The organism is Type-E symbiont of Plautia stali (genome assembly GCF_059731115.1).
In genome coordinates this window covers 2,268,944-2,290,829 of the sequence record NZ_AP035906.1, presented here as the reverse complement: position 1 = coordinate 2,290,829, position 21,886 = coordinate 2,268,944, and the positions used below count along the sequence as shown (strand labels likewise).

Here is a 21,886-nt window from a genome sequence, read left to right as displayed (position 1 = left end):
CAAATTTTTTCCCTGTTCGCGACAAATGTGTACGCTTCTTGCTTACTCGCTATCAGGTTTTTATTTAAGGTTGATATTTGTTGATGAAGAGCATGGTAGCGAAAAAAGTTGCGCGCACGTCTCTGGTACTTTGTCTGGCAGGTTTTATCTCTCATAGTCAGGCGGCTGACATCCCGGCAGGGACGCAATTATCTGCAACACAGCGCATTGTCATCAATAACGGTAGTGAAGTGTCCTCGCTCGATCCGCAAAAAACGGAAGGGGTTCCCGAATCTAATGTCATCCGCAATTTGTTAGAGGGGCTGGTAGAGACCGATAACAATGGTCAGATTGTGCATGGCGTTGCAAAGCAGTGGAGCAACCAGCAGGGGCGTATCTGGACCTTCACCCTGCGAGAAGATGCGCGCTGGAGCAACGGTGAACCCGTCACCGCGCAAGATTTCGTTTACAGCTGGCAGCGTCTGGCCGATCCGAAAACAGCTTCACCCTATGCCAGTTATCTGCAAGCTGCCCATATCGCCAACATCGACGCCATTTTGGCGGGCAAAGCCTCGCCGGATTCACTGGGCGTGAAAGCGATTGATGCGCATCACCTCGAAGTGACACTCACTGAGCCTGTTCCCTATTTTGTCGACATGCTGGCCCATACCGCGATGAAGCCGGTGTATCGCGCGGCGATTGAAAAATTCGGCGAGCAGTGGACCCAACCGCAGAACTATGTGGGAAATGGTGCCTACACGCTGGCTGACTGGGTGGTGAATGAAAAGATTGTCCTGAAGCGTAACCCGCAATATTGGGATAACGCGCACAGTGTGATTGATGAGGGCGTTTTTCTGCCGCTCTCTTCCGAGAACAGTGACATCAATCGCTATCGCAGTGGTGGTACGGATATGACCAACAGCGTGGTGCCACCCGATTTGTTCAAAAAGTTGCAGCAGGATTTGGGCGATCAAGTCAAAGTCAGTCCTGTGCTCTGCACTTTCTACTATGAAATGAATAACAAGAAAGCACCGTTTGATGATGCAAGAGTTCGGACAGCGCTGAAGCTGACGCTCGATCGTGACATCATCGCCGACAAGATCATGGGGCAAGGTCAGATCCCCGCCTATGCGCTGACGCCGCCATTTACGCATGGCATCTCGCCTGAAGCCCCTGCCTGGTCGAAGCAAACTCAGGCCGAACGTAACGCCAGTGCCAAACAACTGCTGGCCGATGCCGGTTTTAATGCTCAGCATCCGCTGCGTTTCACGTTGTTGTATAACACCTCTGAGCAGAATAAACGGCAGGCTATCGCCGCCGCCTCGATGTGGCAAAAGAACCTCGGTGCCGAGGTGACGCTACAAAATCAGGAGTGGAAAACGCTGCTTGAGACGCGTCATCAGGCACAATACGATGTGGTGCGCGCTACCTGGTGCTCGGACTATAACGAGCCCTCAACTTTCCTCAATATGCTGCTGAGTGGTGCCTCGATCAACACCGCGTTCTATCACAGCGATGCCTTCGATAAATTGATGGCGCAAACCCTGACGGTTGCCGATAACACTCAGCGTGCCGCATTGTATCAGCAGGCCGAAGCGCAGCTGGATACGGACTCGCCCATCGTGCCGGTTTACTATCGCGTCAGCGTGCGTCTGGTGAAACCCTGGGTAGGCGGTTTTACCGGCAAGGATCCGCAAGATATGCTGGCATTGAAATACTATTACATAAAGAAACATTGAGTAATGTGTGGAACCGGCGCTACAGTCGGACGGCACATTAACGTGGTAAACCCTGAAGGGTGGTAGTGGTCTCTGTTCAGACAGGCAGAGATCTCCCGGAAACGGGGTACGCCGGGCAGTTCACTGACCCGGTGACGATAATAAAACTGGAGCTAAGTAATGAACAACATCACGAAAAAAAGCCTGATTGCCGCAGGCGTTCTTGCAGCAATCGGCGCACTGGCAGGGAATGCTGCTTTGGCCGCAGTGCCAGCAGGCGTTGAATTGGCAGCAAAACAGGAGCTGGTACGTGGTAATGGCGATGAAGTGCAATCGCTTGACCCGCATAAAATTGAAGGCGTGCCGGAAGATAACATCGCACGCGATCTGTACGAAGGTCTGATCATCAGCGACAGCGATGGCAAACCGATTCCGGGCGTGGCAGAAAGCTGGGAAAACAAAGATTTTAAAGTCTGGACTTTCCATCTGCGTAAAAACGCTAAATGGTCCAATGGCGAGCCAGTCACGGCACAAGATTTCGTCTATAGCTGGGAGCGTTTAGTCGATCCTAAAACCGCTTCTCCTTACGCCAGCTATCCGCAATACGGCCACATCCTGAATGTCGATGACATCATCGCCGGTAAAAAACCGATCACCGATCTGGGTGTGAAAGCCATTGATGACCATACGCTGGAAGTGACCCTCAGCGAGCCGGTTCCTTACTTCTACAAGCTGCTGATCAACTCCGTGATGTCACCGGTGTATAAGCCAGCTATCGATAAGTTTGGCGATCAGTGGACGCAGCCACAAAACTGGGTCGGCAACGGTGCGTTTAAACTGGAATCACACGTCATCAACGAACGTGTCACCATCGTACGTAACCCGGAATATTGGGATAACGCGCACACCGTACTGAACAAAGTGACCTTCCTGCCGATCAACTCAGAAGTCAGTGACGTGAACCGTTACTTCTCTGAGAACGGCAGTGACATCACTTATAACAACATGCCGATCGAGCTGTTCAAAAAACTGCAGCGTGATAACGGCAAAGAGTTGATGGTGAAGCCGTATCTCTGCACCTACTACTATGAAATCAACAACCAGAAAGCGCCATTCACCGATCCGCGCGTGCGTACTGCGCTGAAACTGGGTCTGGATCGCGACATCATGGTGAATAAGGTGCTGGCGCAGGGGCAGTTACCGGCGTACAGCTTTACCCCGCCAGCCACCGACGGCATGGAATTGCTGCCGCCAGACTGGTTCAAATGGGATCAGAACAAGCGTAACGAAGAAGCGAAAAAACTGCTGGCTGAAGCGGGTTACACGGCTGACAAGCCACTGACCTTCAACCTGCTGTACAACACCTCGGATCTGCATAAGAAACTGGCTATCGCCGCGTCTTCGATCTGGAAAAAGAACATTGGCGTGAACATCAAACTGGAGAACCAGGAGTGGAAAACCTTCCTGGATACCCGTCATCAGGGCAACTTTGATGTTTCTCGTGCGGCCTGGTGTGCAGACTATAACGAGCCAACCTCATTCCTGAACATCATGCTGTCTGACAGCAGCAGTAACACCTCGCACTATAAGAGCGCAGACTTCGATAAAGTGATCCACGATGCGGTGAAAGCGGTAGACGATAAAGCCCGTGTCGCGGATTACCAGAAAGCTGAGCAGATTCTGGATAAAGACAGCACCATTGTCCCGGTTTACTACTACGTCAACGCGCGTCTGGTGAAACCGTACGTGGGTGGTTACACCGGTAATGATCCGCTGGATAAAACTCTCGATAAAAACCTGTATATCATTAAACATTAATAGCACTCAGGCTATCGACAGTGGCGGCGCTGTAGCGCCGCCTTTTTGACTTTGTGAAGCAACAGCCTGGTAGGTACGGCAATGTTAAAATTCATCCTGCGTCGGCTTCTGGAAGCGATCCCGACGCTCTTCATCCTGATCACCATCTCCTTCTTTATGATGCGACTGGCACCCGGCAGTCCGTTTACCGGCGAGCGCACGCTCTCGCCTGAGGTGATGGCGAACATCGAAGCCAAATATCATTTGAACGATCCGATCGGCAAACAGTACGTCAGTTACTTAGTGCAGCTGGCGCACGGCGATTTTGGTCCATCGTTCAAGTACAAAGATTATTCCGTTAACTATCTGGTCGGCCATGCCTTCCCGGTTTCGGCCAAACTCGGCCTCGCCGCCTTCTTCCTTGCAGTGATCCTTGGCGTGACGGCAGGAGTCATTGCCGCGCTCAAACAGAACAGTTTGTGGGATTACGCGGTAATGGGGGTCGCCATGACGGGCGTCGTGATACCCAGCTTTGTCGTCGCACCGTTGCTGGTGCTGATTTTTGCGATTACCTTGCGCTGGCTGCCGGGCGGTGGCTGGAACGGTGGGCAGTGGAATTACATGCTGCTGCCGATGGTGGCGCTGTCTCTGGCGTATATCGCCAGCATCGCGCGTATTACGCGTGGTTCGATGATTGAAGTGATGCACTCCAACTTTATTCGCACCGCGCGCGCCAAAGGGTTGCCGCTGCGCCGTATCGTACTGCGTCATGCATTGAAACCTGCCATGTTACCCGTGCTCTCGTATATGGGGCCGGCATTCGTCGGCATCATCACCGGTTCAATGGTGATCGAATCGATTTACGGTCTGCCGGGTATTGGCCAGCTGTTTGTTAACGGTGCCCTGAACCGTGACTATTCTTTGGTGATGAGTCTGACCATTTTGGTCGGCGTGCTGACCATTCTGTTCAATGCGATCGTGGATGTGCTGTATGCCGTCATCGATCCGAAAATCCGTTACTGATGGTGGAGTTCGCCCATGATGTTAAGTAAGAAAAACAGCGAAGCTCTGGATGCCTTCAGTGAAAAACTGGAAGTCGAAGGGCGCAGCCTGTGGCAGGATGCGCGTCGCCGCTTCATCCATAACCGCGCTGCGCTGATCAGTTTGCTGGTGCTGTTAGCGATTACCCTGTTCGTGATATTAGCGCCGGTGTTGTCGCAGTTTAAATATGATGATACCGACTGGGCCATGATGTCAGCCGCTCCGGATACGGTTTCTGGCCACTGGTTTGGTACCGACTCATCCGGACGTGACCTACTGGTGCGTGTGGCGATTGGCGGTCGTATCTCGTTGATGGTCGGCATTGCCTCCGCGTTGATCGCGGTGCTGGTGGGTACGCTGTATGGTTCACTGGCGGGCTATCTCGGCGGTAAAATCGACTCCGTGATGATGCGTATTCTGGAAATCCTCAACTCCTTCCCGTTCATGTTCTTCGTGATCCTGCTGGTGACCTTCTTTGGTCGTAACATCCTGCTGATCTTTGTGGCGATCGGCATGGTGTCGTGGCTGGATATGGCGCGTATTGTGCGCGGTCAGACGCTGGGCCTGAAGCGCAAAGAGTTTATTGAAGCGGCGCAAGTGGGTGGTGTGTCGACCTTCAATATCGTGCTACGTCACATCGTACCGAACGTGCTGGGTGTGGTGGTGGTCTATGCCTCATTGCTGGTGCCCAGCATGATTCTGTTTGAATCCTTCCTCAGTTTCCTCGGGTTGGGTACGCAAGAGCCACTGAGCAGTTGGGGCGCACTCCTGAGTGACGGCGCCAACTCCATGGAAGTCTCGCCCTGGTTGTTGATGTTCCCGGCGGGTTTCCTCGTGGTCACGCTGTTCTGTTTCAACTTTATCGGCGATGGCCTGCGTGATGCCCTCGACCCGAAAGATCGTTAAGGAGTTTCCCGATGACCATACATGAATTTCAGCCAGCAATGGCTGCACGTGCGGGAAACAGTAGCCTGCTGCTGGACGTTAAAGACCTGCGCGTCACCTTTGGCACCCACGATGGTGATGTCACCGCAGTCAACGATCTTAACTTTTCACTTCGTGCCGGCGAAACCCTGGGTATCGTCGGCGAATCGGGATCGGGCAAGTCGCAAACCGCTTTCGCCCTGATGGGCCTGCTGGCAAAAAACGGTCGCATTGGCGGTTCGGCAAAATTCAACGGTGAAGAGATCCTTAACCTGCCGGAGAACAAACTGAACAAGCTGCGCGCAGAGCAGATTGCGATGATTTTCCAGGACCCGATGACCTCGCTCAATCCGTACATGCGCGTCGGCGAGCAGCTGATGGAAGTGCTGAAGCTGCACAAAGGGATGAGCAGCGCGCAGGCGTTTGAAGAATCCGTGCGTATGCTGGATGCGGTGAAAATGCCGGAAGCGCGCAAGCGCATGAAGATGTTCCCGCATGAATTCTCTGGCGGCATGCGTCAGCGTGTGATGATCGCCATGGCGCTGCTATGTCGTCCTAAATTGCTGATTGCTGATGAACCGACCACGGCACTGGATGTGACGGTGCAGGCGCAGATCATGACGCTGCTGAACGAGCTGAAACGCGAGTTCAATACCGCGATCATCATGATCACCCACGATCTCGGCGTGGTTGCCGGTATCTGCGACAAGGTGCTGGTGATGTACGCCGGTCGTACCATGGAATATGGCCGTGCACGCGATGTGTTTTATCAGCCTGCGCATCCTTACTCCATTGGCCTGCTGAGTGCGGTGCCGCGTCTGGATGCGGAAGAGGGTGAGTCACTCACCACCATTCCTGGCAACCCGCCTAACCTGTTGCGCTTGCCACAGGGCTGTCCGTTCCAGCCACGTTGCGCCTTTGCGATGGACGTTTGTGCCAAGTCACCGCCGCTGGAGCCTTTCGCGGAAGGGCGTCTGCGTGCCTGCTTCAAACCGGTGGAGGAATTAGCATGAGCACCGTCATCGAAGAGAAGAAAGTCTTACTGGAAATCGCCGATCTTAAGGTGCATTTCGATATTAAAGACGGCAAACAGTGGTTCTGGCAGCCGCCAAAAACACTGAAAGCAGTGGATGGCGTCAGCCTGCGCTTGTATGAGGGGGAAACCCTCGGCGTAGTGGGCGAATCGGGCTGTGGTAAATCAACCCTGGCACGCGCCATCATCGGCCTGGTGAAAGCCACCGACGGTCGTGTGGCCTGGCTGGGACGTGATTTATTGGGGCAGAGTCAGGATGAGTGGCGCCAGGCGCGCAGCGATATCCAGATGATTTTCCAGGATCCGCTGGCCTCGCTGAACCCGCGCATGACCATTGGCGACATCATTGCCGAGCCGCTGCGCACCTATTACCCGAAGATGCCAAAGCAGGAAGTTAAGGATAAGGTAAAAAACATGATGATGAAGGTTGGGTTGCTGCCAAACCTCATCAACCGTTATCCACACGAGTTTTCCGGTGGTCAGTGTCAGCGTATTGGCATTGCGCGTGCGCTTATCCTTGAACCCAAGCTGATTATCTGCGATGAGCCCGTTTCGGCGCTGGATGTGTCGATTCAGGCGCAGGTAGTGAATTTGCTACAGCAGCTGCAACGTGAAATGGGATTATCGCTCATTTTCATTGCGCATGACCTTGCGGTGGTGAAGCACATCTCTGATCGTGTACTGGTGATGTATCTCGGTCATGCGGTTGAGTTGGGCACTTATGACTCGGTGTACAACAATCCACAGCATCCTTACACCCGTGCACTGATGTCTGCAGTACCCATTCCGGATCCGGATCTGGAAAAAAACAAACAGATCCAGCTACTGGAGGGTGAACTGCCTTCACCGATCAATCCGCCTTCGGGCTGCGTATTCCGCACTCGCTGTCCGATTGCCGGACCTGAGTGTGCAAAAACGCGTCCGTTGCTGGAGGGCAGTTTCCGCCACGCAGTATCCTGTCTGAAGGTCGACCCCTTATAAGGTCGAAAAGAAAACGCCGGGCAATTGCCCGGCGTTGTTTTATGCGTCAGCGATTATTCACGCCAGAGAATGTGGCACAGCTTGTGGTCTTTCTCGCGGCACAGCAGCACGCGGGCAAACACATCGGTAATCGGCTCGCCGTCCGCTTCACCCAAACCAATCACCACTTCCGCAAAGAAGTCCGGGTTGAGATCGAAATCGACGTGCTCCTGCCAGTCTTCCGACGGGTCAAACAACTCCGCACCGCCGCGCTCTTCAAACTGCAGATTGAACAGAATGATGTCAGCCGGATCGAGGTTATCACCGGCCAGTTCTAGAAAAATGTCGTAGGCCTGTTCCAGCGTTTCATCTTCGGTAAGGCGATTATTTAAATCCATGGTCATTCCTGCTTACTCTGAGGCGGTAATCTTGTCGCTCGTTTTACAGTAAAGGGCTAAAGAAGTAAAACAGTCGTTCAACGATGCGTTGCCACCACGCACGTTTAGCCCAGCGCGCACCATCCAGTAAGCGTGAGCGGGCGATATAGTCATCCTGCACCGTGGCCAAATCGCTGCCAAATCCATCATCATCCACCACCAGCGTGATTTCAAAATTAAGCCACAAGCTGCGCATATCAAGGTTTACGGTACCGACCAGACTCAGCTGTCCATCGACCAGCACGCTTTTGGTATGCAGCAAACCGTCTTCAAATTGATAAATTTTTACGCCTGCTTCCAGCAACTCGGTAAAGAACGCGCGGCTGGCCCAGCCCACCAACAGCGAATCATTGTGGCGTGGCACCACAATGCTGACTTCCACACCGCGTTGCGCAGCGGTGCAGATGGCGTGCAGCAGGTCATCACTGGGGACGAAGTAGGGTGTGGTCATGATCAGTTGTTCGCGTGCGGAATAGACCGCCGTCAACAACGCCTGATGAATCATATCTTCCGGGAAGCCCGGCCCCGAAGCGATCACCTGGATGATATGACCGCTTTCCTGCTCAAAGGGCATGATGTTGGCATCCGGCGCGGGCGGCAGAATGCGTTTACCGGTTTCGATCTCCCAGTCGCAGGCATAAACGATGCCCATGGTGGTCGCGACCGGTCCTTCCATACGCGCCATCAGATCGATCCATTGGCCCACGCCAGCATCCTGCTTGAAGTAGCGGGGATCGACCAGATTCATGCTGCCAGTGTAGGCAATATAGTTATCGATGAGCACCACTTTGCGATGCTGTCGCAAATCCATACGGCGCAGGAACACACGCAGCAGGCTAACCTGTAGCGCCTCGACCACGTCGATGCCGGCATTGCGCATCATATTCGCCCATGGGCTGCGGAAAAATGCCACGCTGCCCGCAGAGTCCAGCATCAGGCGGCAATGTACACCCCGGCGTGAAGCCGCCATCAGTGACTCCGCGACCTCATCCGCCAGGCCGCCCGGATGCCAGATGTAAAACACCATCTCGATGTTGTGACGAGCCAGTTGGATATCACGAATCAACGCGTGCATCACATCATCAGAGTTAGTGAGCAGCTGTAGCTGATTACCTTTGACACCCGCAATGCCCTGACGATGGTGACAGAGTTCAAATAATGGACGTGCCACGTCACTGTGTTCGGTGGCAAAGATATGGCGGCACTGTTTGAGGTCGTTAAGCCACTTGGCGGTGGAGGGCCACATGGTGCGTGCGCGCTCAGCCCGGTGTTTGCCCAGATGAAGTTCACCAAACGACAGATACGCGATAATACCCACCAGTGGCAGAATATAGATGATCAGCAACCAGGCCATGGCGGACGTCACTGCGCGGCGTTTCATCAGGATACGCAGCGTGACACCCGCAATCAGCAACCAGTAGCCAAACAGCAGCAACCAACTGATTAGGGTATAAAATGTAGTCATTAAGTGGACATCCTGTTCGCGCTTTGATGAGGAAAGTTTACGTGCTGAATAGCACTAGTGAAACCTTTAATCGTGAATGACAGTTCAATGAAGCTTTCGATTTGGCATTTTCAATCAGATCTTTATAATGCCTGGCGAGTTTAGCCTGTCTGATGAGGATGTGATGAGACGAAGCAGAAATGAAGTGGCACGCTGGAGAATGTTACGTCAGGTACACCGCCGTCGTGCACGTTGGCTGGAAGGGCAGTCACGTCGCTATAAACGTATCCATGCCATTCGTCATCAGGTCGCGCAGCAGCATCGCCGATCTATCCTGTTCATCACGCAAAATATGTAAGTGGCTTACGCGGCCGTTAAGCGCCGCGTAACACCAGAGAGATATTAACGATCTGTAATGCGGCCGCCAGCACAACGAACATCACGATGTGCTGCCGGGCCTGGCGCCAGCCTTGCTGACGCCAAATCCAGAGTGCTCTGCCAATCAGCGTTAACACCGCTACCAGCAGTAAAACAGACTGCCACATCGATTAAAATACGCGCTTGAACGGTTTGACCGCCACTTTCTCATACACGCCAGCGGCAATGTACGGGTCGTCATTAGCCCAGGATTGTGCGGTTTCCAGCGAGGAAAACTCGGCAATGATCACTGAACCGGTATAGCCTGCCGGACCCGGATCGTTGCTATCGACAGCAGGCATTGGGCCAGCGGCGATCAGTCGACCTTCATCCTGCAGTAACTGCAAGCGCGCGAGATGCGCAGGGCGTACGGAATTGCGTTTTTCCAGTGAATCTGCGGTATCTTCCGCATAAATGACGTAAAGCACGATGGGGTACTCCCGTTAGACTTGCCGAAATTGCGAGACACGTTAAGTGATCGTTAATCAGAGTGCAAATGAAAGATAAATCCACCGTCATATAGCGCAATCTCCGCTAAAAAACGCCTTTCTGCGAGTGGCTTACACATCGCTTATTGAAACTGATTGCTATTTGCATTTAAAATCTGCGCTTCACTCAATGAATATGACTGATATGACGACGTTGACTACGCCTCTTCCTACACGTACCCCCGTAGCTATGATCTTGTCCGTGGTACTCCACGGCTCGCTGATTGCGGGCATTCTCTATGCATCGTTTCATCAGACCATTGAGGTTCCGAAAGCATCCCAGCCAATCAGTGTGACCATGGTGGCACCTGAAGTGCAGCCAGAACCGGCCCCCGCGGTGGTGACGCCGCCGCCAGAGCCCGAACCTGAGCCGGAAGTTGCACCCGAGCCGCCTAAAGTCGAGCCGGTGCCGATTCCGAAACCTGAACCGAAGCCCAAGCCAAAACCTAAGCCAAAGGTAGAGAAAAAGGTCGAGCCGAAGCCGCGTAAGGAAGTGAAGCCGCAGGAGAATCCGGTCAAGCAGGATATCCCGACCACTCAGACGCGTCCGACCACGGCACCGAAGAGTAACCCAGCGCCAACGCAAAACGTCTCTGACGGGCCTAAGGCGATGAACGTGAGCAAACCTGCCTATCCGGCGCGTGCATTTGCGTTACGCGTGGAAGGGCGTGTACGCGTGCAGTTCGATGTGGATAGCGACGGTCGTGTCGATAATGTGGAAGTTCTGTCAGCCGAACCGCGCAACATGTTCGAGCGTGAAGTGAAGCAGGCGATGAAAAAGTGGCGTTATCAGCCGGGTCGTCCTGGCAAAGGCTTGACCATGAACATTGTGTTCCGCATTAACGGCGGTGCTAACATCGAGTAAGCCTGGGTTGAAGGCAAAGAAAAAGCGGTCATTGACCGCTTTTTTTATCGCTGTTAATCGGCAAGATTGGCTTTGCCAGGCGGCAGCGGGCGGGATTTCCCGCTGTTATCCACGGCAACGTAAACAAATACCGCTTCAGTGGCGCAATACGTTTGACCGATTGGCTCAGACGAAACCTTCTTGATCCACACTTCTACATTGATGGTCATCGAGCTGTTGCCGGTACGTATGCAACGCGCATAGCAGCTCACTACATCGCCTACTGCCACCGGTTTTAGGAACGACATACCATCAACGCGTACGGTGACCACACGACCTTCGGCGATCTCCTTGGCCATGATAGCGCCGCCCATATCCATCTGTGACATCAACCAGCCGCCAAAAATATCACCATTGGCATTGGTATCCGCTGGCATCGCCAGGGTGCGCGACACCATCTCGCCTTGCGGCAATTTATGTTTTTCGTCCATTGCTCAGTTCTTCTGCAGGTGAAGAGAAGCCCGACTGTGCCGGGCGGCGTTGCTTATTTTTGTTCTTGTTGCGGCATCTGTCGCCAGATATACACGCCGCTTAACAGAGTAAACAGTAGGGTCAGGCCGGTCAGACCAAACACTTTAAAGTTAACCCAAAACTCTTGTGATAACCAAAACGCAACATAGATATTTACCAGGCCGCAGACGAAGAAGAAGATGGCCCAGGCAATATTCAATCGACGCCACACAACACCGGGCAACTGCAGCTCTTTACCGAGCATGCGTTGAATCAGCGGCTGTTCCATAAAGAACTGGCTGTAGAGCAGAGCCAACGCGAACAGAGAATAGATCACGGTGACTTTCCATTTGATGAATTCATCGTTATGGAACACCAGCGTCAACGTGCCGAATACCGTCACCAGTGCGAAGGTGAAAAGCGTCATCTTTTCCAGTTTGCGATACAGCACCCAGCTGACCACCAGCGCCAGACCCGTGGCGACAATCAGGGCACCAGAAGCGACAAAGATGTCGTACAGCTTGTAGAAGATGAAGAAAACTACCAGGGGAAGAAAATCGAGTAACTGCTTCATAGCGTTTCCAGTTAGGGCAGGAGCGTTCAATAAAGGCGCTCCGCAGAGCGCCATCGCTGTTAACGTAACAGCATATACAGTCGGTACAAATAGATAATCAGAATCGCTGAGACCAGATTACCCAGCGCGTTCATCACCACCGACGCGATGTTCACCGGTAGCACTGTGAGTGATGAGATGAGGAACATCAGCACAATCTTCGCCAGCAACCACAGCACAATGGCAGGGGCGATAACTTTCATGTTCTTCCATGCCAGTTTCATACTGGCGCGCATCGCGCCAATCACACCCATTTTCTCGCTGACCAGTATCACCGGTGCCAGTGACAGCAGAATCGCCAGAATCACGCCAGGCACCATCAATACCATAAAGCCAATTTGCACCAGCAAGGTAATCAGGAAGGTCTGCAGCAGCAGTTTCGGCAGCAGTGGCGCGGAGGCACCGATTGCTCGCAGGGCACTCACGCGTTGGCCATTAGAGACCAGCGGGATCAGGCACAGCATACCGCCCAGCAGCAGCGTGTTGCCGATCAGCGCGGCAAAGGTGCCGGCTGCGGAAGCGCGCAGCAGGATGCGCTGCTGATCCGGTGACATATTCTGTACCAGCTCAAACAGTGAGGTTGCGCTGTCGTCAGCCTGGCTAAGCAGGGATAACTGGTCTTCGCCTGGGGTTAATGCATGACCGACAATCACCGTAATGAACGACGTCAACAACGCCATCAGCACAATAGTAACCAGCTGATGACGCAGAAAATTTCCTGTGTCACGGTATAACGAGCTTGCCGTGATAGACATGTACTCTCCTTGATGGAACCGGGTTAATTAACCCGGCGATTGTACATGTTCTGTGGGCTGGCGGGCACCCGCAAGACCATAACTTTGTGTCATCTCTGGTAAAGAATGGGGAATTAAAGTTCGTACCCGGTTCATAAAAGCAGCAAAGCCTCTTCATCTGCCCTCAAAACCCCCTCAGCGTTTTTTCTTTCAGGCGCGCAATGCCGAAAATTGATCTGAATCAATTCATTGTTTTTTAAGTGATTAATTTGAATTGATGCAGATGATCTTTTACCAAAAAAGGGTTAGATCTTGTGCCGCAATCCCGATTAAGACCCTACTTTTCTGCAAAGGAGTGATTATGAAACTGGCAAAATGCGCATTGCTACTGGCTCTGGCTATCCCGCAACTGGCACTGGCTCATCAGGCGGGGGATTTTTTCATGCGTGCCGGTAGCGCGACTGTTCGTCCAACCGAAGGCTCTGACAATGTGCTGGGTATGGGCGGCTTTAACGTGAGTAACGACACCCAACTAGGCTTGACCTTCACCTACATGGCGACAGACAACATCGGTGTGGAGCTGCTGGCGGCGACACCGTTCCGTCACAAGGTTGGCCTTGGTGCCACCGGAAATCTGGCTACCGTGCGCCAGCTGCCGCCGACGCTGATGGCACAGTATTATTTCTTCGATAGCCGCAGCCCGGTGCGCCCATATGTTGGCGTAGGTATCAACTACACCACGTTCTACGATGCCAAATTTAATCAAACCGGCCAGGACGCGGGCTTAAGTGATTTAAGCGTCAAAGATTCCTGGGGTGTGGCGGGTCAGGTGGGGATGGATTATCAAATCAACCGCGACTGGATGCTGAACGCATCGCTGTGGTACATGGACATCGATACTGAAGTGAAATTTAAAGCCAACGGTGAACAACAGAATATCAACACGCGCATCGATCCGTGGGTGTTCTTCTTTGGTGTGGGTTACCGTTTCTGAGGCACCCGCTGAAACACAACGGGCGACCCAAAGGCCGCCCGCTGCAGTATCGATACGCTATTACTTAATCTGCATATTGTTAACTACAGATTTGACCCCTGCCACGCTGCGGGTCACCGTCACTGCACGGTTCGCCATCTGCGGTGAGCTGACAAAGCCGCTTAACTGCACTTTTCCTTTAAAGGTTTCGACGTTGATTTCGGTGGATTTCAGCGAGTCGTCATTCAACAACTGTGCCTTAACCTTGGTGGTGATCACCGTATCATCGATATAGCCCCCGGTTCCTTCCTTTGTTGCTGTTGGTGCACAGGCGCTAAGTGTGATCGCCATGACCGCAGCCATTAATAATCCTGCAACGACTTTGAAAAAATTCATTGGTTATCTCCCTGTCTTAGATGGTGTTTCACCGCGACGAGACGGTGCGATTAATTGTGGTATGCGCTTTGCAAATCGGCAAATCGCCTGGGGTGAAAAAGATGGAAATACGCGATTTTTACCACTTATTGATCCAATGACGGCAGCAAGGCAAACGGTAAGCTAAAAAAGCAGGGCAAAACGAATAATAAAACAACAAGACGATAAGCCGACAGGTGCAAATTTAAGCATCAGGCAGGGAAAACAATAATGAAAAAGCGTGCCATTCTGGCGATAGCGACGATTAGCTATCTGTCCTACCTCCAGCTATTTGCTTCACAAATTTTGCCAGTGCCCAGCGCGCAGGCAGAACCGTTGATCAATCCACACCTGGGGACCCTGTGCAAAGCGGCTACCGCGCTGAGCTTTGGTCGCAGCTTCAAAATCATGCAGCTGGATAAGGTGGATGAGCAGGGCGTGGCGTGGGTGCACTATATCCGGCCCTCCGATCAATCACGCTGGGCCGTGCGCTGCCGGGTCCAGGGCGAGAGCGTTATCTTGATGTCAGATAATCCAGATAGCAGTGGACGTTGGCGTGAGGGGCCAGAAGACGAGAAGCTGACGTGGCAAATCAGAAACGACAAGCTGACGATGAAGCTGAGATATCCGGATGGTTCGGGAGATGAGCAAACGTTCAGGCTGGAATAATCAAGAGAAGACCTTATTCGCAACCGCGAATAAGGTCTTAACGGTTTAGCGCGTGCCAGCTTTCAGATCGCTGACAAACGCTTTCAGTTCCGCTAACAGCGTGTCGGGATCGTTCTGCTTACGTTCGATGATCTTCACAATAGCTGATCCCGAAATCGCACCCGCTGCGCCTGCCGCGATGGCTTCTCTCACCTGGCTTGCTTCTGAGATACCAAATCCCTGCAACGGTGGTGCAGCGTGATATTCGCTCAGCTTCTCAATCAAATGATTCAGCGGCTGGCTGGCGCGATTTTCTGCACCCGTAACCCCCGCGCGCGACAGCAGATAGGTATAACCGCGACCGTGTGAGGCAATCTCCCGCAGCAAATTATCATCCGCATTCGGCGGGCAGATGAAGATGGGTGCAACGTTATGACGCATCGCAGCCTGACGGAACGGTGCAGACTCTTCAACCGGTACATCCGCTACCAGCACGGAATCAACGCCGACGGCTTCACATTGCGCGTAGAAGTTGTCGATACCTTTGCTGAACACCAGATTAGCGTACATCAACAGCCCAATTGGCAGTTCAGGATACTTCTGGCGCACGGCGGCAAGGATCTCGAAACACTGCGCGACAGTGGTACCCGCCGCGAAGGCACGTAGGGTTGCCCCCTGAATCGTTGGGCCATCCGCCAGCGGATCGGAGAACGGAATGCCCAGCTCTAACGCATCGGCTCCGCCTGCTACCAATGTATCGATGATCTTCAGTGACAGTTCAGGGGTCGGGTCGCCAAGGGTGACGAAAGGAACAAATGCGCCTTCTTTTTTCGCCGACAGACGTTGAAACAGCTGATTATAACGTTCCATCAGATCTCTCCCTTAGCTTTCAAAATATCGTGAACGGTGAAGATGTCTTTGTCGCCGCGACCGGACAGGTTAACCACCAGCAATTGCTCTTTCTCTGGGTTCTCACGGATCATTTTCAGCGCGTGCGCCAGAGCATGCGAAGATTCCAGAGCCGGAATAATGCCTTCTGCACGACACAACTCTTTGAACGCTGACAGCGCTTCATCATCGGTAATCGACACATACTCGGCGCGACCAATGCTGTTGAGATGGGCGTGCTGTGGGCCAACAGAAGGGAAATCGAGGCCGGCTGAGATCGAATAGGATTCTTCGATCTGGCCTTCCTCAGTCTGCATCATTGGCGCTTTCATGCCGAAGTAGATACCGACGCGACCGTGCTTGAGTGGCGCGCCGTGTTCGCCGGTTTCGATGCCGTGACCCGCGGGTTCAACGCCAATCAGACCGACGCTGGTGTCATCAATAAAGTCAGCGAACATGCCGATGGCATTTGAACCGCCACCCACACAGGCCAGCACTGCATCCGGCAGACGACCTTCACGCTCCAGAATCTGCGCTTTGGTTTCTTCACCAATCATGCGCTGGAACTCACGCACAATAGTCGGGAAGGGATGCGGACCCGCGGCCGTACCGAGCATATAGTGCGCGGTTTCGTAGCTGCCAGACCAGTCACGCAGCGCCTCGTTACAGGCATCTTTCAGCGTGGCCGAGCCGCTGTGCACCGGAATCACTTCAGCGCCCATCAAACGCATACGGAACACGTTAGGTGACTGACGTTCGACGTCTTTTGCACCCATATAAATACGGCATTTCATGCCCAGCAGCGCGCACGCCAGTGCTGAAGCTACACCATGCTGGCCTGCGCCGGTCTCAGCGATAATTTCATTTTTACCCATGCGCTTAGCAAGCAGTGCCTGACCTAACACCTGGTTGGTTTTGTGCGCTCCGCCGTGCAATAAATCTTCACGCTTCAGATACAGGCGGGTTTTTGTGCCATTGGTCAGATTGCTGCAAAGTGTTAATGCGGTGGGACGGCCAGCATAGTTTTTCAGCAGGTCGGTGAATTCAGCCTGAAATTCAGGATCGCGCTGCGCTTCGACAAAGGCGCTTTCCAACTGGCGCAGAGCGGGCATTAAAATCTGTGGGACATATTGACCGCCAAACTCGCCAAAGTAGGGATTCAATAACGTAGTCATCTTTCATCTTCCTTATGCGGCCCGCACATCGGCGGGCGAGCGAAATTAATAGGCGCGCAGCGTGCGGAATACCGCCGCGACTTTACTGGCATCTTTGATGCCGGGCGCGGATTCAACGCCAGAGTTAAAGTCCAGTCCGGCGCAGCCCAGTTGTGCAGCCTCCACGCAGTTGTCGGCGCTTAATCCGCCGGCCAGCAGCACGTTGCTCAGGTCTTCACCCTGTAGCAGTGACCAGTCAAATCGCTGTCCGCTGCCGCCCTGGCCGTTATCGAACACGTAACGATCTACATGCGGCCAATCGCGGGCTGGAAGGCTGCCGCTGATACTCAGCGCCTTCCAAATTTTCACCTCTTCTGGCAGGGCGCTGCGCAATTCTGCGACGAACGCCTGATCTTCATCGCCATGCAATTGCACAGCAGAAAGTTTGAGTGACGAAGCAATCGTGACAACGTCACTTATGCTGTTATTGCGGAATACGCCCACATACTTCAGTGGTGCAGCCGCTATCACACTTTGAGCTTGTTCAGCGCTGACTTTACGCGGTGAACCTTCGGCGAAAATCACACCGCCATAAATCGCGCCTGCTTCGTGCGCAATGCGCGCATCTTCAGGGCGGGTCAGGCCGCAGACTTTGTTGTCGCCAAGTAAGACGCGACGCACGCCGGCATTGAGATCGGCTTCTTCCATCAGTGCGGAGCCAATCAGGAAACCGTTGGCGAAGTGGCTCAATTCACGCACCTGAGCATAGTTATGAATGCCCGATTCGCTGATGACCGACACACCGTGGCTTAAACGTGGCGCCAACTGGCGGGTACGATTCAGATCAATCGACAGGTCACGCAGGTCGCGGTTATTGATGCCGACCACTTTTGCTTCCAGCGCAATCGCACGCTCCAGCTCTTCTTCATTACTGACTTCGGTCAGTACGCCCATTTTCAGGCTGTGTGCCACCACGGCGAGTTGACGATATTGCTCATCATCCAGCACCGACAGCATCAGCAGAATGGCATCGGCCTGATAGTGGCGCGCCAGGTAGATTTGGTAGGGATCGATAATAAAGTCTTTGCACAGTACCGGTTGAGTAATCGCGGCACTGACGATCGGCAGAAACTCAAAATCACCCTGGAAATACTTCTCGTCAGTTAAGACGGAAACGGCCGAGGCGTGATGACGAAAAACGCCAGCGATGGTCGCAGGATCGAAATCTTCGCGGATCAAACCCTTCGACGGTGACGCTTTTTTGCATTCCAGGATGAACACGGTGCGCGTGCCGCGCAGCGCATCGTAAAAGTGGCGTCCTGCAGGCTGCAAGCTGTTCTGGAAGGTCGCCAGCGGCTGCTGTACCTTGCGCGCTTCAACCCAGACGGCTTTATCCTGAACAATTTTCTCTAAAACGGTGCCCTTGATACTCATCTCATCCTCTCGCTGCCAGAGCAACAACGCGCTCGTAAGCCTGACCACTGCGAATTGCGGTGATGGCGCGCTGAGCGTTGTCGCGCAAATCTTCATTTCCGAATACTTTCAGCAACATTGCGACGTTCACCGCAACTGCCTGCTCATGGGCTGGCTGGCCTTTACCCTGGAGCAAACGCGCCAGAATGTCACGGTTTTCTTCCGGCGTGCCGCCCGCCAGGGCTTCTTTATTATGGAAGCCGAAACCGAAGTCTTCAGGCGTCAGCTGATAACTGGTGATTTCACCGTCACGCAACTCAGCGACCTGAGTCGCACTATGAAGCGCCACTTCATCCATACCGCCGCCATGCACCACTGCCGCACGCTGATAGCCAAGCACCTTCAGGGTTTGGGCAATCGGCAGCACCAGTTCCGGACTGTACACGCCGATAACCGCCAGTGGGGGCCGCGCCGGATTGATTAAAGGGCCCAGCACGTTAAACAAGGTGCGGGTTTTTAACTGTTGACGCACTGGCATCGCGTGACGGAATCCGCTGTGATATTGCGGCGCAAACAGGAAGCAGACGTTAAGATCGTCCAGTGCCTTACGCGCTTTTTCAGCGGGCATATCCAGATCGATACCAAAAGCCGCCAGCAGATCGGACGAGCCGGATTTACTCGAGACGCTACGATTGCCGTGCTTGGCCACTTTCAACCCGCAGGTTGCGGCGACAAAGGCGCTGGCGGTGGAGATATTAATGCTGTTGCTGCCGTCACCGCCGGTGCCAACGATATCGGCGAAAGTGTAATCCGGACGCGGGAACGGTTTCGCATCTTCCAGCAGTGCCGTAGCGGCACCCGCGATCTCTTCCGGGCGCTCGCCACGGACTTTCATCGCAATCAGCGCGGCGGCTAGTTGGGTCGGCTCGAGCTGACCTTTAATAATGGCGCTAAACAGCTGATGGCTTTCCGCCTGGCTCAGGGTTTGTGCCTGGTAAAGTTTTTCCAGAATAGTTTGCATCATAATCTCCCTATTATTTCGCCAGCGCCCAGGCCAGCGTTTGCTCTAACAAACGTGCGCCCTGGGTGGTGAGAATGGATTCGGGGTGGAACTGGAAGCCACACACTCGGTCAGCATCGTGTCGGACAGCCATCACCATGCCGTTGTAGCTGGCGTTAACGGTCAATTCGGCAGGCGTATTGCTGCCCACCAGCGAGTGATAACGGGCCACCGGCAGCGGATTGCTCAGGCCGCTAAACATCGCTTGACCGTCGTGATTAATCGAAGAGGCTTTGCCGTGCAGAATCTCACCGGCCTGGCCTACATGACCACCATAAGCCTCAACAATCGCCTGATGACCGAGGCAGATGCCGATAATCGGCAGATGACCACGCAGTGCTTGCAGTAACGCAGGCATGCAGCCGGCATCTTTCGGTGCGCCGGGACCGGGGGACAGCATCAGCACCGGATTTTCCATTTGCTGCAGTCGTTCAATGAGTACGTCAGCCGGCACGTTATTGCGGTAAATCACCACGTTATGGCCAAAGGTACGCAGCTGATCAACGAGGTTGTAGGTAAAGGAGTCGATATTATCGAGCAACAGGATATCGGCCATCAGAAAATCTCCTTGCAATGATGGGCTGTGGCGATGGCACGTAATACCGCGCGCGCTTTATTGCGGCTTTCATCCGCTTCAGCCTGAGGCTGGGAATCCAGTACCACACCGGCACCGGCTTGCACTGTGGCAACGCCATCTTCCACCCAAGCGGAGCGAATCACGATGCAGGTATCCAAATCGCCGTGTGCGGTGAAATAACCTACCGCACCGCCATAGCTGCCGCGACGCGTACCTTCTTTTTCAGCGATTAACTGCATAGCACGCACTTTTGGTGCGCCGCTTAAGGTGCCCATGTTCATGCAGGCGCGATAGGCGTGCAGGACATCAAGATCGTTACGCAGCGTGCCAACCACGCGAGAGACCAGATGCATCACGAAAGAGTAACGGTCGACTTTGGTCAGGTCTGCCACATAGCGGCTACCAGGCACGCAGATGCGAGCCAGATCGTTACGCGCCAGATCCACCAGCATCAGGTGTTCCGCCAGCTCTTTGTGGTCGGTGCGCATTTCCAGTTCGATACGGCTGTCGAGATCGCGGTCCAGTGAACCATCGGCATGTCGGCCACGTGGACGCGTACCGGCAATCGGGTAGATCTCAATCTGACGTGAAGTGGCGTCATACTTGAGTGAGCTTTCTGGTGAAGCGCCAAACAGCGCAAAGTCCTGATCCTGCATAAAGAACATATATGGGCTGGGATTGCTGTGCTTCAGCGTGTCATAAGCGGCCAGCGGAGAAGGGCACGGCAGCGAGAAGCGGCGTGATGGCACCACCTGGAAGATTTCGCCGATGCGAATCGCTTCCTGCATTTCACGCACCACATTGCAATACTCTTCATCGCTCTGGTTGGTGCTCAACGCCATTTGCTCAACGCGCTGAACCGGCAAAGCCGGGGCAGGCTGCGTCATTTGACCACGCAGCTGCTCAACACGGCCCTGCAAGCGCTGGAATTCGCTGGTGGAGGGGCTGAACAGACTGGCCTGCAGGCGAGCGCTGCGCGTCTGGTGATCAATCACCAGCAGGGTTTCTGCCAGGTAGAAGCAGTAATCCGGGCAGCTTTGCTCATTACGCAGCTCGGGTAAATCTTCAAATCCGGCCACCAGGTCATAAGCAAACAGGCCGCCGAGGAACATCGCTTCACGCTCTTCCTCTGGGCTGTTCACCAACTGCGGAATCAGGCGCAGCGCGTCGAAAACAGACAATGCTTTCAGACGTGAATCTTCATCGTGCAACCCCTGAGGCAGCGGGAAATGCAGCACGCGGCCATCCGGGCGCGCTTCAATACTCACATCCTGCGGCAACGCTTCATCCAGCAGCGGCAGAATGGTGCGACCGTTTTCTGACAGCGCCTGTAATGTCACCACGTTGCCCAGTGCGCTGATGCGCAGGGCGCTATCCACAATCAGTAAGCTTTTCAGATTCTTTTTGCTGTCGATGTCGGCAGATTCAAGCAGCAGCGTTGCCGGACGTGCGCCGCAAATTTGATGGAACACTGCGGCCGGATCTTCGCGGTAGGGCGCGGTACCGGTAATCAACTTCAATGTAGGTTTCGCATTAGCCATTATTGTCATCTCTGAATTTCGCTCAAAAAAAAGCCCGCTCGGTGGCGGGCTCAGGTATCTGCACAATGGTTACGCATGTTGTGCACGACGACGTCGCCCGTTTAAAGGATTATCGCGCCACCAACCTTTTGCATGCGTACCAAAATTAGCCATGATGAGATACCCGTTACGTGTGAACTTGTGTACTAGTTAACTGGTTCAGATGAAAAAAGTCAATACCCTTTTTCAGTCAGGGTCAAAATCGTTATGATGCCAGCCGAGTTAAGTTGCTGCTGGAGT

23 protein-coding genes, 1 pseudogene and 1 other annotated feature are annotated in these 21,886 nt (G+C 53.7%); of the genes and pseudogenes, 11 read left to right on the top strand and 13 right to left on the bottom strand.

Annotation, left to right across the window (positions count from 1 at the left end; genetic code table 11):
- Positions 1 to 83 precede the first annotated feature (83 nt).
- From AC6I8L_RS10500 to oppF, 6 genes are all read left to right on the top strand, one after another.
- Positions 84 to 1,718 carry an ABC transporter substrate-binding protein gene (locus AC6I8L_RS10500; RefSeq protein ID WP_058959821.1) on the top strand — a complete coding sequence of 545 codons (1,635 nt, stop codon included), beginning with the start codon at positions 84 to 86 and terminating at the stop codon, positions 1,716 to 1,718.
- 159 nt (positions 1,719 to 1,877) lie between these two features.
- Positions 1,878 to 3,515 (top strand): oligopeptide ABC transporter substrate-binding protein OppA, encoded by a 1,638-nt coding sequence (gene oppA, locus AC6I8L_RS10495; RefSeq protein ID WP_034828830.1) that lies wholly within the window; start codon positions 1,878 to 1,880, stop codon positions 3,513 to 3,515.
- 81 nt (positions 3,516 to 3,596) lie between these two features.
- Positions 3,597 to 4,517, top strand: coding sequence for an oligopeptide ABC transporter permease OppB (oppB, locus tag AC6I8L_RS10490; protein WP_034828832.1), 921 nt, complete (start codon positions 3,597 to 3,599; stop codon positions 4,515 to 4,517).
- 15 nt (positions 4,518 to 4,532) lie between these two features.
- Positions 4,533 to 5,441: an oligopeptide ABC transporter permease OppC gene (oppC, locus tag AC6I8L_RS10485; protein ID WP_034828835.1), complete on the top strand. Its 909-nt coding sequence runs from the start codon at positions 4,533 to 4,535 to the stop codon at positions 5,439 to 5,441.
- Positions 5,442 to 5,452: 11 nt separating this feature from the next.
- Positions 5,453 to 6,472, top strand: coding sequence for an ABC transporter ATP-binding protein (locus AC6I8L_RS10480; protein WP_058959820.1), 1,020 nt, complete (start codon positions 5,453 to 5,455; stop codon positions 6,470 to 6,472).
- Positions 6,469 to 7,473, top strand: coding sequence for a murein tripeptide/oligopeptide ABC transporter ATP binding protein OppF (gene oppF / locus AC6I8L_RS10475; protein ID WP_034828839.1), 1,005 nt, complete (start codon positions 6,469 to 6,471; stop codon positions 7,471 to 7,473). Before AC6I8L_RS10480 ends, oppF begins: the two co-directional genes overlap by 4 nt.
- 53 nt (positions 7,474 to 7,526) lie before the next feature.
- On the opposite strand, the gene AC6I8L_RS10470 is transcribed toward oppF, so the two are convergent.
- Together AC6I8L_RS10470 and cls are read right to left on the bottom strand one after the other, a co-directional pair.
- The gene (locus tag AC6I8L_RS10470; protein ID WP_196250121.1) at positions 7,527 to 7,856 is read right to left on the bottom strand and encodes an HI1450 family dsDNA-mimic protein; all 330 of its coding nucleotides are present in this window, start codon (positions 7,854 to 7,856) and stop codon (positions 7,527 to 7,529) included.
- A gap of 37 nt (positions 7,857 to 7,893) precedes the next feature.
- Positions 7,894 to 9,354, bottom strand: a complete 1,461-nt coding sequence (gene cls, locus AC6I8L_RS10465) for a cardiolipin synthase (RefSeq protein ID WP_058959819.1) — start codon at positions 9,352 to 9,354, stop codon at positions 7,894 to 7,896.
- Between the two features lie 163 nt (positions 9,355 to 9,517).
- Here cls and AC6I8L_RS10460 point away from each other — a divergent pair, with 163 nt between their 5' ends.
- Positions 9,518 to 9,691, top strand: a complete 174-nt coding sequence (locus AC6I8L_RS10460; RefSeq protein WP_097117257.1) for a YciY family protein — start codon at positions 9,518 to 9,520, stop codon at positions 9,689 to 9,691.
- 16 nt (positions 9,692 to 9,707) lie between these two features.
- On the opposite strand, the gene AC6I8L_RS10455 is transcribed toward AC6I8L_RS10460, so the two are convergent.
- Entirely contained in the window at positions 9,708 to 9,878 is a 171-nt protein-coding gene (locus AC6I8L_RS10455) for a hypothetical protein (protein WP_167347099.1), read from the bottom strand.
- 3 nt (positions 9,879 to 9,881) lie between these two features.
- On the bottom strand, positions 9,882 to 10,178 hold the full coding sequence (locus AC6I8L_RS10450; RefSeq protein WP_058959818.1) for a YciI family protein: 297 nt from the start codon (positions 10,176 to 10,178) through the stop codon (positions 9,882 to 9,884).
- Between the two features lie 205 nt (positions 10,179 to 10,383).
- Here AC6I8L_RS10450 and tonB point away from each other — a divergent pair, with 205 nt between their 5' ends.
- Positions 10,384 to 11,103, top strand: coding sequence for a TonB system transport protein TonB (gene tonB / locus AC6I8L_RS10445; RefSeq protein WP_201785666.1), 720 nt, complete (start codon positions 10,384 to 10,386; stop codon positions 11,101 to 11,103).
- Between the two features lie 53 nt (positions 11,104 to 11,156).
- On the opposite strand, the gene yciA is transcribed toward tonB, so the two are convergent.
- The 3 genes from yciA to AC6I8L_RS10430 are packed head-to-tail and all read right to left on the bottom strand — an operon-like array spanning position 11,157 to position 12,960.
- Positions 11,157 to 11,573, bottom strand: coding sequence for an acyl-CoA thioester hydrolase YciA (yciA, locus tag AC6I8L_RS10440; protein WP_034828848.1), 417 nt, complete (start codon positions 11,571 to 11,573; stop codon positions 11,157 to 11,159).
- Positions 11,574 to 11,626: 53 nt separating this feature from the next.
- Entirely contained in the window at positions 11,627 to 12,166 is a 540-nt protein-coding gene (locus tag AC6I8L_RS10435; protein WP_034828850.1) for a septation protein A, read from the bottom strand.
- A 59-nt stretch (positions 12,167 to 12,225) separates the two neighbouring features.
- Positions 12,226 to 12,960: a YciC family protein gene (locus tag AC6I8L_RS10430; RefSeq protein WP_058959816.1), complete on the bottom strand. Its 735-nt coding sequence runs from the start codon at positions 12,958 to 12,960 to the stop codon at positions 12,226 to 12,228.
- Positions 12,961 to 13,300: 340 nt separating this feature from the next.
- Between AC6I8L_RS10430 and ompW the strand changes: the two genes are divergently transcribed.
- Entirely contained in the window at positions 13,301 to 13,933 is a 633-nt protein-coding gene (gene ompW / locus AC6I8L_RS10425; protein ID WP_034828854.1) for an outer membrane protein OmpW, read from the top strand.
- A gap of 60 nt (positions 13,934 to 13,993) precedes the next feature.
- Here the strand turns inward: ompW and AC6I8L_RS10420 are convergent, their stop codons facing one another.
- Positions 13,994 to 14,308, bottom strand: coding sequence for a BON domain-containing protein (locus AC6I8L_RS10420; RefSeq protein WP_034828856.1), 315 nt, complete (start codon positions 14,306 to 14,308; stop codon positions 13,994 to 13,996).
- On the opposite strand from AC6I8L_RS10420, the gene AC6I8L_RS10415 reads away from it, so the two are divergent.
- Together AC6I8L_RS10415 and AC6I8L_RS10410 are read left to right on the top strand one after the other, a co-directional pair.
- Positions 14,262 to 14,474 carry a hypothetical protein gene (locus AC6I8L_RS10415; protein ID WP_167347097.1) on the top strand — a complete coding sequence of 71 codons (213 nt, stop codon included), beginning with the start codon at positions 14,262 to 14,264 and terminating at the stop codon, positions 14,472 to 14,474. The genes AC6I8L_RS10420 and AC6I8L_RS10415 overlap by 47 nt on opposite strands.
- Positions 14,475 to 14,557: 83 nt before the next feature.
- Entirely contained in the window at positions 14,558 to 14,995 is a 438-nt protein-coding gene (locus AC6I8L_RS10410) for a hypothetical protein (protein ID WP_058959815.1), read from the top strand.
- Positions 14,996 to 15,040: 45 nt separating this feature from the next.
- On the opposite strand, the gene trpA is transcribed toward AC6I8L_RS10410, so the two are convergent.
- The 5 genes and pseudogenes from trpA to AC6I8L_RS10385 form a co-directional block, all read right to left on the bottom strand.
- Positions 15,041 to 15,844, bottom strand: a complete 804-nt coding sequence (gene trpA / locus AC6I8L_RS10405; protein ID WP_058959814.1) for a tryptophan synthase subunit alpha — start codon at positions 15,842 to 15,844, stop codon at positions 15,041 to 15,043.
- Positions 15,844 to 17,037, bottom strand: coding sequence for a tryptophan synthase subunit beta (gene trpB, locus AC6I8L_RS10400; protein WP_058959813.1), 1,194 nt, complete (start codon positions 17,035 to 17,037; stop codon positions 15,844 to 15,846). Before trpB ends, trpA begins: the two co-directional genes overlap by 1 nt.
- A gap of 45 nt (positions 17,038 to 17,082) precedes the next feature.
- Complete coding sequence (gene trpCF, locus AC6I8L_RS10395; RefSeq protein WP_058959812.1) at positions 17,083 to 18,450, bottom strand: bifunctional indole-3-glycerol-phosphate synthase TrpC/phosphoribosylanthranilate isomerase TrpF; 1,368 nt, start codon at positions 18,448 to 18,450, stop codon at positions 17,083 to 17,085.
- Between the two features lies 1 nt (position 18,451).
- Positions 18,452 to 20,045, bottom strand: a pseudogene (trpD, locus tag AC6I8L_RS10390) (bifunctional anthranilate synthase glutamate amidotransferase component TrpG/anthranilate phosphoribosyltransferase TrpD).
- Positions 20,045 to 21,607 carry an anthranilate synthase component 1 gene (locus tag AC6I8L_RS10385; protein ID WP_058959809.1) on the bottom strand — a complete coding sequence of 521 codons (1,563 nt, stop codon included), beginning with the start codon at positions 21,605 to 21,607 and terminating at the stop codon, positions 20,045 to 20,047. The pseudogene trpD and the gene AC6I8L_RS10385 overlap by 1 nt, the downstream one beginning before the upstream one ends.
- Positions 21,608 to 21,631: 24 nt before the next feature.
- Positions 21,632 to 21,736: a sequence feature (Trp leader region), on the bottom strand.
- Positions 21,737 to 21,886: the final 150 nt, after the last annotated feature.